The following is a 12,079-nucleotide window of genomic DNA, read 5'->3' on the forward strand; positions in this document are numbered from 1 at the left end:
CGCAATTGACGACTTATCGTAAAGAACCGGGCCTTTTGCGGGGAGTTGCGATCCGCTTCGGGTGATCCGGCCCGATCTGGACTTCTATGGTCCCGGCGAAGTCGCCTCCCGCACCGGAACGATCACCAACGGACCCGCCCGCGCAGTCCTGTGAACGCATAGGCGCACAACAGGACCATCAGCGACAACACCAGTGCGGTGCCGACGGGTTGGACCATCACACGAAGGGTCCCCAGCACGATCCGGTCCACCTCCGGAGGCCACGCCGACCAGGTCAGGCCGCGCAGGCGGGAGGCGATGCCGGTCACCGGGTACGCGGACGGCCCGTCGAGGACCTTGCGCACCAGCGGTACGACGGCCACCGGTACGGCGAGCACCGCAGCGAAGCCCACGGACGCGGCGCGGAACACCCCCGAGGCGAGGACCCCGGCCCAGGCGCAGCCGACGAGCAGCCCGGCCCAACTCGCCGCGGGGGAGACCCATTCCGCCGGCGGGCTCAGCGGCCCGGCGCCGCCGAAGACGAGCCGGAGCGCCGCGGTGTCGGCGGCGACCGTGAGCGTGCCGAGGGCCAGGGCGAGGACGGCGCAGACGGCGAGTTTGGCGGTGAGCAGCCCCAGCCGCCGGGGCACGGTGCCCCGGTCGGCGGCGAGGGCGGGGTAGCGGTACTCCTCACCGAAGGCCAGGGAGCCGAGCAGCCCGGCCCCGAGCGCGGCGGGCGGCAGCGGGAAGAGCTCCGGCCAGGCGGCGAGCAGTCGGCTCTGCGGGGTGTGGCCCGCGCGCGCCAGTACCAGGGAGGTGAGCACGGAGGCGGTGACGACGAGGGCGGCGGTCAGCAGTGGGGCGGCCGTGCCGAACACCCGGCGGAGCTCGTAGCGCAGCGGCCACAGCGGGCCGCCCACCCGCCGTACCCGCCGCAGCCCGGAGGAGCCCCGCCCGGAACGGCCATGACTCGGCCCACCGCCCCCGCCCGGGCCGGGGTGGTCGGACACGTCGGGGTCCCCGGCCGCCGAGGCATGGACGACAGCGGCGGGGAGCCGGTCCGGGACCGGAGCCGCGGCCGGGCCCTGCCCCGCGGGCCGGACCGGTTCCGGGGACGGGCCCTGGACGGGTTCCGCCTCCCGGGCAGGGGGCGCGGCGCGGACGGGGCTCACACCGGGTACGGCGTCGGGGCCGGATCCCGCACCGGGGTCGCCGGACGCCGGCCCGGTGAGGAGCGCGGAGCGGGGGTCCGGGCGGGGGCCCCCGCGGACCGAGGCCTCTGCTCCGGCCACGAGGCCCGCCACGGAGCCCGGCACCTGTCGGCCCTGCGCCTCTGCCCGAACGTCAGCCCGAACCTCTGCCCGAACCTCCGCGCGGACGTCCACCCGGGCCGCGCTTCCGCCGCGGGTCCGGGCCTGCGGTACCGGCGGGACGGGCGCACCCGCGTCCCCGGTCTCGTCCGCGAGTTGGTGGACGAGCACTCCGTGCCTGAACGCCGCCTCGCCGATCTCGGCGCAGTTGCTGCCGTACACCGACAGTCGGCTGCCGCTCTCCTCGACGATCTCCACCACCCTGTGGGCGGAGCGGGCCTCACGACCCAGTACGTCGGCGAGCCGGGCGGCGTGCGGGGTCCGCACCGCGACCCGCGGTCGCAGCCGGGTGCGGGCGAAGTCCGCGGCGTCCTGGTCCGCGACGAGGCGGCCCGAGGCGATGGACACGACCCGGTCGGCGTGCCGGGCCGCCTCCTTCGCGTCGTCGGTGGTGAAGAGCACCGCCCCGCCCAGGGAGGCGTGACCGCGCAGCAGCCCGTGGAGCCAGGCCCGCTCACGGGAATGCAGGCCGGCGGCGGGTTCATCGAGGAGCAGGGTGCAGGGGTCGGCGAGCAGCGCTGCGGCGAGGGCGACGCGACGCTCCATGCCGGCCGAGAGCGACCCGAGCCTCTGGTCGCGCAGGCCGCCGATGCCGACGATCTCCATCAGGGCGTCCGCCCGGGACGCGGGGACCCCGACGGCGGCGCTGAGCATCCGCAGTTGGTTGCGGACCGTCCTCGACGGGTGCCCCGGAACGTCTCCGAGGAGCACGCCGACCTCGCGGCCCGGATGCGGGATCCGGTGCAGCGGGCGGCCGCGGAAGTAGGTGACGCCCCGGCCCGGTTCGAGTTCGAGCATGAGCCGCAGCGCGGTGGTCTTGCCCGAACCCGGCTCGCCGAGCAGGGCGGTCACGCACCCCGGGCGGGCCTCGAAGGTGAGGTCGTTCACGACGGGCGGGAGTTCTCGACGGGGTGTGCTGGTGAGTCCGATGGCCTGGAGCATCGCTTCTCTCGCGGGGGGTGAGACCGCTCTGCGGCAGGGTGAGTACCGCAAGCAAGATAACGCGATATGTCCGATTTTCTATGCAACCGGTCCGTGCCGGTGCCGTGATTGCCGCCCGGGACCACCCCGGCGGACGGCGAAGGTCTCCCCGGGGAGGATCAGACTTCCGGCCGCAGCATCGGCGGGTTGAGCAGGGTCGCCCCGCCCGCCCTGAACAGCTGGGCCGGCCTACCGCCCTGACGGGTCGTCGTCCCTCCGGCCGGCACCAGGAAACCGGGGGTGCCGGTGACCTTGCGGTGGAAGTTGCGGGGGTCCAGCGCCACCCCCCACACCGCCTCGTACACCCGGCGCAGCTCTCCGACGGTGAACTCCGGCGGGCAGAAGGCGGTGGCCAGGGAGGAGTACTCGATCTTCGAGCGGGCGCGCTCCACACCGTCGGCGAGGATCCGCGCGTGGTCGAAGGCCAGCCCGGCGGAGGCCTGGTCGGCGCCCTCCAGCAGTTCGTCGACGGGCGCCCAGCGGGCGCCGTTGGCGTCGCCGCCGGCCCGGGGCGCGGGCAGGTCGGGGGCGAGGACCAGGTGGGCCACGCTGACGACCCGCATCCGCGGGTCGCGCTGCGGGTCCCCGTAGGTGGCGAGCTGTTCGAGATGGGCGCCGTTGTCCACGCCGGGCGCGGCCGGGTCGTGCGCGCACAGCCCGGTCTCCTCGGCGAGTTCCCTGGCGGCGGCCGCCCCCAGGTCCTCGTCCCCGCGGACGAATCCGCCGGGCAGCGCCCAGCGGCCCTGGAACGGCTGCTCACCCCGTCGGACGACCAACGCGCAGAGCGCGTGGCGCCGCACGGTGAGCACGACCAGGTCGACGGTGACGGCGAAGGGCGGAAAGGCCGACGGGTCGTAGGGCGACATGCCGCGATCATAGTCGTCTGCCTGACGATAAACAGAGCTTTGGTGATCCGGGAGACGGTGATCTGGAACCCAGAGGGAGCGGCGTCCGGTGCGTGCTCTCGGCGTGCCGACCGGGAGCCCGCGTACTGGACGCACTCGGGCTTTCGGTCGGTGCGGCGAGAGTGCGTGCCGGGCGTCGCGCCGCCGCGGAGATCCGTCGGAAACCCCCTAACCCCGCAGTTGGAGCCCATCGGCCGCCTCCTCCACCATGCCGACGCCGAGGCGGCTGATCCGGACGGCGAACGGTTCCTCCGACACCCTCAGGCCGGAGAGGCGCAGTGCGCCGAGGGGAGCGCCCGCCCGCGGAGTGACGGCGACGGTCGCCGCCGGGGCGTCCGGGCGGATGCCCGCGAGCGCGGTGAGGGCGTGGATCCCCGCGGCGGCGGCCACCGCCGCGGGCCTGCAGGCCGCGGGGTGCGGGAGCGGTGCGCTGCCGGCGGTGCGCTGCTCGGCCGCGTACATCTCGGGCAGGCGGTACCCGAAGGACTCGGCCGCGTCGAGCAGCCCCCGCAGCAGTCCGGCGGCCTCCTTGTCGAAGCCGGCCTGGGCGAGCCCGGCCACCGCGAGGACGCTCTCGTGGGCCCTCACCGCTCCGGACCGGTGCCCGAAGGGGTTGTGTCCCGGTTCGCGCGCGGCCATGCTGCGCAGCCCCCATCCGGAATCCATGGCCGGGGCTCCGAGCAACCGGGCGAGGTGTTCGGTCCGGGCGGGATCCAGCAGGCCGGGTGCGAACTCCCCGCCACCCAGCAGGCCGGTGTCCAGCAGGTGCGCGGCCGCCCCGGTCAGCCGGGGCAGCGGACGGCCGTCGGGGTGCAGTGCCGCGGCGGGGCGGCCTCCGTCCGGGCCGTCGATCCAGAACCGGGCCCGGAACCGGTCCCGCAGGGCGGCGGCCCACTCCCGCCATTCCGCGGCTCCGGGCCGTCCGCAGTCGGCGAGCAGATCGGCGCCGAGCAGCGCGGCCCGGTGTGCGTGGGCCTGGGTCTCGCAGCGCCGCGGCCCGGGATCGGGGTCGGCCAGGAAGCCGTCCTCCCCGAGCGCGCCGCGCAGCCAGCCCAGGCAGCGCTCCGCGGCGGGCAGCAGCCGGGCCACTTCCTCCTCCGGCAGCCCCCATCTGCGCGCCTCGGCGAGCACCGCCGGGAAGCCGAGGGTCGCCTCGGTTCCGGTGCACCCCGGCGGGAGCTGCGGTCCGGCGGCGCGCAGCGGTCCCGGGATCTTCCCCGCTTCCGGGCCGCAGCCCCCGGTCTGGCTCCGGGCCAGGATCCGCAGGGTGGCGGCGGCCAGCCCGGTGCCGAGCGGGAGCGCCATCCGCGCGGCCCACAGCGACTCGGCGGGGGCCGGCCCGAGCCGCCAGGGCACTCCGGCCGCCACGAAGGCGTCCGCGGGTGCCTCGGGATCCCTCAGGAGCAGGGCGCGCAGGTCGTCGAGGCTGGTACGGAACCAGGCGTCGGCCCTCGGGTCGTCCCCCTCGGCGCGGGCGGCGGAGAACGGGTTCGCGACCTGTCCGGCGGGGGCCCGCGTCGACCGGTCGCGCGTGGTCCGCAGTTCGATGCTGCGGGACTCCCCCGGTCCCAGGTCGAGCTGCCAGCGCAGCAGTCCGGCCGAGGCGAGGACGTCGTCGGGGGCCGGTTCGGCGGTGGTGACGGCGAGGGCGTCGCCGGTGCTCCAGCGCAGTCCGGCGGCGTGCACCCCGGCGGCGAGTTCCGGCCCGGCCCGGCCGGCCGCCACGGCGGCGAGCTCGGCCAGGTCGGTGCCGAGGGAGACCTCCACGGGGAGGCGCAGCGGGCGGGCGGCGAAGCTGCGCAGGGTGATGCGCTCGGTGCCGTCGGCGTGGCGGACGCGCTCGACTCCGATGTCGGGGTCGGGACCTGCCTCGATGCCGGTGCGGACGGTCGCGGTGAAGGAGGCCCGGTCGGCGGAGAGGCTGCGTGCTTGGACGGCGACCGGATCCCGTCCGCCGACGCGCAGGACGCAGCGTGACAGCAGGCGCCGCCCCGCGCGGTAGATGCCGTCGATGCCCCGCCCGGTCAGCTGGCCGTGCTCGGGAGAGATGACCAGGCAGGGCGCGGCGACGCAGATGACGGCACCGTGCACCGGTGGCAGCTCGGGCCGGCGCGAGGGCCCTACAGCGGGTTGCCGCGGCGGGGGCGGTCCTGCGGGCCGCGCCTCCGGCTCGGTCCCGACGGGGGCACCGGCCTGGCGGTCCGTGGACCCTGAAGGCACCCGCTCCACCACCGCCTCCACCGCCGGCCGGCCGTAGGGCGGGCCGCCCGGCCCGGCCCCGCGGCCCTTGGAGGGGGATTCGGGCCCGGCCTCGGTGGCCAGTGCGGTGCGACGCCCCGGGGCGGTGGGCGCAGGGGGCCCGGACGGGTCGGTTTCAGGTACGGGGGGAGCCATGTGCCGCCTTCTCTGCGCTCCGGCCGGTTCCGCTGGGCGGCGGCGCGGCCGGGCGCCCACCTCCCCCCAGCTGAACGCCCTCACCCCCGCCCGGGTCACGGGCCCCGGTGGTGGCTGCCCGCACGGGGTGTCGCCCCGACGTCGTGGTGCCGTGCCCACCGCGCTCCGGAGGCGCCGCAGGGGACCGTGGTCCCGGTGCCGCCCCACGTGACCACGGCCTCCGGTACTTCGACGCGGGCTCACTGGTCGCTCCCCTCGGGGCGGCGGGTCGGACGGCGCCGCTTCCCGTCCCGGCGGCCGGGCGGACGGGTGGTGGCGGCGGAGCGCTTGCGCCGGGGTTCGCGGCGTCGGCGTTCCTCCCGCAGGCACTGCCGCAGCCCTTCGGGGTCGATGCCCTCGTTGCACGCGTGGTGGAGCAGTTGGGCGAAGCGGTACTCGGAGTCGGCCCGCAGGGCGAGCGCGAGGGCGATGCGTGCGGTCGGCTCGTCCCCGCCGGACCAGGAGACCCAGCCGGCCAGGGTGAGCGGCGCCGCCGCGTGTTCCCCGTACGCACCGACGCAGCGCCGGGCCAGGGCCCGCCACAGGCGCAGAGCGGGGGCGGCTTCGTCGCCCTCCATCCACTCGGCGGCGATGTCGCGGATCTCGCGGTCCTGGAGGCCGAGGATCACGGCGGCGGCCTCGTCGTGCCCGAGGAGGGCGTCGTCCCAGTCGTCGGCGCGCGGACCGCCTTCGACGGGCGGCGCGAGGGTCAGGCGGCGCATCAGGGTCTTGGCGAGGGTGATGGTCTCCGCTCCGACCTCCTGGCGGGTGGCCCCGTCGAGGATCTTCGGGACGAGGGCGACGGCCGCCCGGTCGAGGGCCTCCTCCTGCTCCGCGGCCCCGGCTCCGGCAAGGGGCGTGAGCCGGCTTTCGATCTCCTTCAGCGAGCCCCGGACCTGGAGTCCGGCGAAGGTCGCCGCCGCGGCCATGACCGAGGTGCCCGGCGGGGCGAGCGGGTTGCCCTCGGCCGGGCAGCAGCCGGGGTCGTCGCAGGTGTAGGACCAGTAGCGGCCTCCGGAAAGGCAGAGGGCCTCCAGGACCGGCACGTCCAGGGCGCCGCAGGCGAGGCGCACCCGCTGGGCGAGCGGCCGCAGCCGGGTCATCACCCGCTGTCCGCTCTCCCCGGCCTGCGGGTCCTGGCACAGGAAGACCACGATGCCGTCCGGCCTGCCGCCGCGCCGCTCACTGCCCCGCACGAGGCATTCGGCGACCTGCCGGGCGGTGTCCTCCCACTCGGCGGGCGTGGAGGGGATTCCGACGCGCAGACGTCCGCCGAAGCGTCCGCCCTCGCCGTGCACGGCGACCATGACGAGGGAGTCGGTCGGATGGAATCCGAGCATGTAGGGCAGCGCGTCGGCCAGTTCGGCGGGGCTGCGCAAGGTGATCCGGGATGCCTCGGGGGTTCCGGAGGGGCTGATGGAGGGCCGGTCGGACTGACTGCGAGATTCGTGGTTCGTCGTCATGGCTCGACGGTCCCGTGTGCGGACCGATCACGAAACCCCTGTGGATAACTCGCTTGAATCTTCAATATCCACAGGTTGAGAGCGCCATTGGCGCGATGTCAGAACCATCGGGTTGCATGGGGGTATGAACGCAGACCTGAGGTCCTCCGCAGATTCCGTACTCGCCCGACTCGTGGGCGACCCCACGGGCACCGCACGGCTGCGCGAGGACCAGTGGCGGGCGATCGAGGCCCTCGTCGCGCACAAGCGGCGGGCTCTGGTCGTCCAGCGCACGGGGTGGGGCAAATCCGCCGTGTACTTCGTGGCCACCTCCCTGCTGCGGGCGGGCGGCGCCGGACCCACCGTGATCGTCTCCCCACTGCTCGCGCTGATGCGCAATCAGGTCGAAGCCGCCGCCCGGGCCGGGATCCGCGCCCGCACCATCAACTCCGCCAATCCGGAGGAGTGGGAGGGCATCCAGGCCGAGGTCGCGGCGGGCGAGGTCGACGTCCTCCTGGTCAGCCCCGAACGCCTCAACAACCCCGACTTCCGCGACCAGGTGCTCCCCAAGCTCGCGGCCGCCACCGGCCTCCTGGTGGTCGACGAGGCCCACTGCATCTCCGACTGGGGGCACGACTTCCGCCCCGACTACCGCCGGCTGCGCACCATGCTGGCCGACCTCCCGCCGGGGGTCCCGGTGCTCGCGACGACCGCCACCGCCAACGCCCGGGTGACGGCGGACGTCGCCGAACAGCTCGGCACCGGAGCCGGTACGGACGCCCTCGTACTGCGCGGCCCGCTGGACCGCGAGAGCCTGAGCCTGGCCGTGCTGCCCCTCCCCGACGCCGCCCACCGGCTCGCCTGGCTCGCCGACCACCTCACCGACCTGCCGGGCTCCGGAATCATCTACACCCTGACGGTGGCCGCCGCCGAGGAGGTCACCGCCTACCTCCGCCACCGCGGCCACACCGTCTCCTCGTACACCGGCAAGACCGAGAACGCCGACCGCGAGCAGGCGGAGAACGACCTCCAGGCCAACCGCGTCAAGGCCCTCGTGGCCACCTCCGCCCTCGGGATGGGCTTCGACAAGCCCGACCTCGGCTTCGTCGTGCACCTGGGGTCACCCTCCTCCCCCATCGCCTACTACCAGCAGGTCGGCCGCGCGGGCCGCGGTGTGGAGCACGCCGAGGTGCTCCTGCTGCCCGGCCGCGAGGACGAGGCGATCTGGCAGTACTTCGCCTCGGTCGCCTTCCCGCCGGAGGAGCAGGTCCGCCGCACCCTGGACGTCCTGGCCCAGGCGGGCCGCCCCCTTTCCCTGCCCGCCCTGGAACCGCTCGTCGACCTGCGCCGCACCCGCCTGGAGACGATGCTGAAGGTCCTCGACGTGGACGGCGCCGTCCACCGCGTCAAGGGCGGCTGGACCTTCACCGGCGAACCGTGGGTGTACGACGCCGAGCGCTACGCCTGGGTCGCCCGGCAGAGGTCCGCCGAGCAGCAGGCGATGCGGGACTACGCCGCCTCCACCGACTGCCGGATGGAGTTCCTGCGCCGCCAGCTGGACGACGAGGAGGCCGCGCCCTGCGGCCGCTGCGACAACTGCGCGGGCGCCCGCTTCACCGCGGACGTGTCGGGCACCGCCCTGGACACCGCCCGCGGCGAACTGAGCCGCCCGGGAGTGGAACTGGAGCCCCGCAAGATGTGGCCCACCGGGCTCGCCGCGGTCGGCGTGGACCTCAAGGGCCGGATCCCGGCCGGGGAACAGGCCTCGACCGGCCGGGCCCTGGGCAGGCTGTCCGACATCGGCTGGGGCAACCGGCTGCGCCCGATGCTGGCCCCGCAGACGGCCGACCAGCCGGTTCCGGACGATGTCGCCCAGGCCGTGGTCGCCGTACTCGCCGACTGGGCGCGCGGCCCCGGGGGTTGGGCCTCCGGCGCGGCGGACTCCCCCGCCCGGCCCGTGGGCGTGGTCGCGCTGCCCTCGCGGAGCCGTCCCCTGCTGGTCGGCTCCCTCGCCGCCCGGATTGCCGAGGTCGGACGGATCCCGCTGCTCGGCGCCCTGGAGTACACCGATCAGGCACCGGAGTTCGGGCTGCCGGCCTCGAACAGCGCCCAGCGGGTCCGGGGGCTCCACCAGGCCTTGACCGTCCCGCAGGCCCTGGCGGAAAGCCTGTCCGAGGCATCGGGGCCGGTGTTCCTCGTCGACGACCGGGCGGAGAGCGGGTGGACCCTCGCGGTGGCCGCCCGGCTGCTCCGCCGGGCGGGTGCCAAGGGGGTGTTTCCGCTGGTGCTCGCGCTCCAGCCGTAGCCGAATGCGTCATCTCCGGCGTGGCGGGGCAAGGATATGAACGGCATACCGGCGAATTCCGGTCTGCTGCTTCAAATGCTCATTGCCCCACCCTCGCGCACCACGCGAGAATCGGAGTGCTCCCGCTCGGCTCGACGGCACTCTCCAGGGCCGCGCCGCGGCGCGCCCACAGCCCAGCCGTGCCCGCTCGCGGGCGTGTACCCGAAGGGAGGACCGTGACCTTCGGATTCGCCCCGCCCTCGACCACGTCCCTGGCAACGGCGACCGGCGGCGCCAGCCGTCATGGCCGGCTGCTCGAACCCGCCGAGTGGACAGCGGCCGGGATCCCCCTGCTCAGCAATCCGCGCGAGTTGGTCAGCGGGCTGCACTCCCGGCACGGCCCCTCGCCCTCCACCGCCGTCATCGCGGTCCTCGGCCCCGAGGACCGGCTGGTGGCGAGCGCCTCCTTCGTCCAGCGGTCCAACTCGGCGGACGGCTGGGAGTACCGCAACGCCCTGTTGTCCCGGCTGCGCCGGGTCATCCCGCACGACCTGCGGCGGCGGACCCCGGCCAGGACGGCGGTGCTGATGTACTGCCGCGACGGCGACGAGCGGTGGACCGAGGAGGACGGCGCCTGGATGTGGGGCCTGCGGGACGCCTGCACCCTGCACGGACTGCGCTGCGGGGCCTACATCACGCTGACCCGAGGGGGCTGGCAGGTGCTGGGCGAAGGCCGCGGCGGGCGAAGCCCCGGTTCGGACACCAGACCCGGACACCTCGGATCGCTGGCGGCCGAGACGGCACCCCTGACCCTCAGCACCGCCGGCGGGGCGGCCGAGCCGCTGCGCCGTACCGCCGCCCGCTGAGCGGACGGCCGGTCCCGGAAACCCGGGCGTTGCCGGCGACGCGGCCGGTTCCGACATCGGAACACCCGGGCGCCGGGACCCCCATGAGGCCTCGTCACACCGGGCCGGCCCACCTCCGCGCGCAGGGCGCGGCGCGGACCGGGTCTCCCGTAGCGCCCCGGAGCCCGCGAACGGGCGTAGGGCACCACCCGGCGCCGCGGGCCGGACCCGCGGTGCGCGCACGGTCCCGGCGGACGGCGGCCGCACCGGCACGCGGGCAGGCCGGACGGCCGTACCCCCGGAAGGGCGTACGGCTGGTCAGGCCCAGGACTTCAGCGGGGCCGGCACCCGGCCCGCCCCGCCCCTCGCCCGCATGGGGTCCACGGCGTCAGACGCCCGCACCCAGCACGGAGTTGATCTGCTGCGCGTCGCCGCACACGATCAGCAGGGCCCCGGCACGCGTCAGCGCGACCGGCAGCGCGGCGGCGATGGCACCGGCCGGTCCGCCGTTGGCCGCGAAGACCACGACGGGACGGCCCACGGCGCGCTGCACCTGCGCCGCGTCCGCGTAGAAGATGTCGTCCTTGGCGTCGTGCTGGGCCCAGTAGGAGGCCTCGCCGAAGGACAGCTCGTGCGCGGCCCACGGGTGCGGGTCGCCGGTGGTGAGCACCAGGATGTCGCCGGGCGCGCGCCCGGTGTCGAGCAGCAGGTCCACGGCCTCCTCGGCCGCGTCCAGCGCACCCTCGGCGGAGGCCGGGATCAGCTGGACCTGGGGCACGGCCGCCGAGACGGACGGCGCGGCGGGGGCTGCGGGAACGGGTCCGGCGGTGGCCTGTGCCGCGCGCTGCGCGGGCGGGGCGGGCCGGACGGGACCGGGGCGCCCGGGCCGGGGAACGGCTGCGGGACGCGGACCAGGTACGGGGCGGGGGGTCTGCGCGGTGCGGCTCGCGGCCGGCGTGACGCGGGGACCCTGGGCACTCTCGTGAATCTGAGGCTCCTCGATGGCGGGGGTGAGAGGCATGAGTTGATATCTATCAAACACCGGTACGAAACGTACCGGTGGGTGGCACGTGGGTGCGATCAGAAATCGAAGCCGAGTTGGCCTCCGTTTTCCAGCTCCGTCGATTCCTCGCTCCGGCGCACCTTCTTCAAGTGGCGCCACTGGGGCAGCGCGTCGAGGTACGACCACGAGAGCCGGTGGTACACGGTGGGCCCCCGCACCTCGAGTGCGGCCCGGTGCACGGGCGAGGGATAGCCGGCGTTGGCGGCGAAGGCGAAGTCCTCTATTCCGTCGCCCCGTTCGCCCAGTTCGGCCATCATCCGGTCGCGCCGGACCTTGGCGATCACCGAGGCCGCGGCAACGGCGACGCAGGACTGATCGCCCTTGATCACCGTACGAACCCGCCAGGGCGGGCCGAGATAGTCGTGCTTGCCGTCGAGGATCACCGCGTCGGGCCGCACCGGCAGGCCCTCCAGCGCGCGCACCGCCGCCAGCCGCAGGGCGGCGGTCATCCCCAGCTCGTCGATCTCCTCCGGGGAGGCGTGCCCCAGGGCGTGCGCGGTGACCCAGTCCTCCAGGACGTCGAGCATCGCGTCGCGCCGCTTGGGGGTGAGCAGTTTGGAGTCGGTGAGCCCCGCGGGCGGCCGGCGCAGACCGGTGATCGCCGCGCAGACGGTGACGGGACCGGCCCAGGCTCCTCGTCCGACCTCGTCGACCCCGGCGATGACCTTGGCGCCGGTGGTTGCACGGAGGGAGCGCTCGACGGTGTGGGTGGGTGCTTCGTACGGCATGGCGCCAGCAAGGGTACGCCGCCCCGGGCCGCCTGCACACCCCGGCCTG

Annotated in this window: 8 protein-coding genes; 2 read left to right on the forward strand and 6 right to left on the reverse strand. The window is 75.3% G+C overall.

All coding sequences use genetic code 11. The features are described from left to right. Nucleotides 1-122 precede the first annotated feature (122 nt). The 4 genes from OG295_RS08445 to OG295_RS08460 form a co-directional block, all read right to left on the reverse strand. The gene (locus OG295_RS08445; protein WP_371676331.1) at nucleotides 123-2,291 is read right to left on the reverse strand and encodes an ATP-binding cassette domain-containing protein; all 2,169 of its coding nucleotides are present in this window, start codon (nucleotides 2,289-2,291) and stop codon (nucleotides 123-125) included. A gap of 158 nt (nucleotides 2,292-2,449) precedes the next feature. Beyond that, on the reverse strand, nucleotides 2,450-3,196 hold the full coding sequence (locus OG295_RS08450; RefSeq protein ID WP_356209512.1) for an NUDIX domain-containing protein: 747 nt from the start codon (nucleotides 3,194-3,196) through the stop codon (nucleotides 2,450-2,452). A 207-nt stretch (nucleotides 3,197-3,403) separates the two neighbouring features. Continuing rightward, nucleotides 3,404-5,326, reverse strand: coding sequence for a glycogen debranching N-terminal domain-containing protein (locus OG295_RS08455; protein WP_371676332.1), 1,923 nt, complete (start codon nucleotides 5,324-5,326; stop codon nucleotides 3,404-3,406). 542 nt (nucleotides 5,327-5,868) lie between these two features. Then, nucleotides 5,869-7,131, reverse strand: a complete 1,263-nt coding sequence (locus OG295_RS08460) for a DUF4192 domain-containing protein (RefSeq protein ID WP_371676333.1) — start codon at nucleotides 7,129-7,131, stop codon at nucleotides 5,869-5,871. A 124-nt stretch (nucleotides 7,132-7,255) separates the two neighbouring features. Here OG295_RS08460 and OG295_RS08465 point away from each other — a divergent pair, with 124 nt between their 5' ends. After that, on the forward strand, nucleotides 7,256-9,415 hold the full coding sequence (locus OG295_RS08465; protein WP_371676334.1) for a RecQ family ATP-dependent DNA helicase: 2,160 nt from the start codon (nucleotides 7,256-7,258) through the stop codon (nucleotides 9,413-9,415). Nucleotides 9,416-9,630: 215 nt separating this feature from the next. Then, on the forward strand, nucleotides 9,631-10,260 hold the full coding sequence (locus OG295_RS08470) for a hypothetical protein (protein WP_371676335.1): 630 nt from the start codon (nucleotides 9,631-9,633) through the stop codon (nucleotides 10,258-10,260). Nucleotides 10,261-10,627: 367 nt separating this feature from the next. On the opposite strand, the gene OG295_RS08475 is transcribed toward OG295_RS08470, so the two are convergent. Together OG295_RS08475 and OG295_RS08480 are read right to left on the reverse strand one after the other, a co-directional pair. Further along, nucleotides 10,628-11,260: a hypothetical protein gene (locus tag OG295_RS08475; RefSeq protein WP_371676336.1), complete on the reverse strand. Its 633-nt coding sequence runs from the start codon at nucleotides 11,258-11,260 to the stop codon at nucleotides 10,628-10,630. A 59-nt stretch (nucleotides 11,261-11,319) separates the two neighbouring features. Next, a complete protein-coding gene (locus tag OG295_RS08480; protein WP_371676337.1) occupies nucleotides 11,320-12,030 on the reverse strand; it encodes a ribonuclease HII in 711 nt (236 codons plus the stop codon). Nucleotides 12,031-12,079: the final 49 nt, after the last annotated feature.

This window comes from Streptomyces sp. NBC_01276, from assembly GCF_041435355.1.
In the GTDB taxonomy this organism is placed as follows: domain Bacteria; phylum Actinomycetota; class Actinomycetes; order Streptomycetales; family Streptomycetaceae; genus Streptomyces.

Bases quoted from the DNA above. Each gene is read 5' to 3' on its own strand.
- OG295_RS08445 (WP_371676331.1), bottom strand. From the start codon at position 2,291: ATGCTCCAGGCCATCGGACTCACCAGCACACCCCGTCGAGAACTCCCG.
- OG295_RS08450 (WP_356209512.1), bottom strand. From the start codon at position 3,196: ATGTCGCCCTACGACCCGTCGGCCTTTCCGCCCTTCGCCGTCACCGTC.
- OG295_RS08460 (WP_371676333.1), bottom strand. From the start codon at position 7,131: ATGACGACGAACCACGAATCTCGCAGTCAGTCCGACCGGCCCTCCATC.
- OG295_RS08465 (WP_371676334.1), top strand. From the start codon at position 7,256: ATGAACGCAGACCTGAGGTCCTCCGCAGATTCCGTACTCGCCCGACTC.
- OG295_RS08475 (WP_371676336.1), bottom strand. From the start codon at position 11,260: ATGCCTCTCACCCCCGCCATCGAGGAGCCTCAGATTCACGAGAGTGCC.
- OG295_RS08480 (WP_371676337.1), bottom strand. From the start codon at position 12,030: ATGCCGTACGAAGCACCCACCCACACCGTCGAGCGCTCCCTCCGTGCA.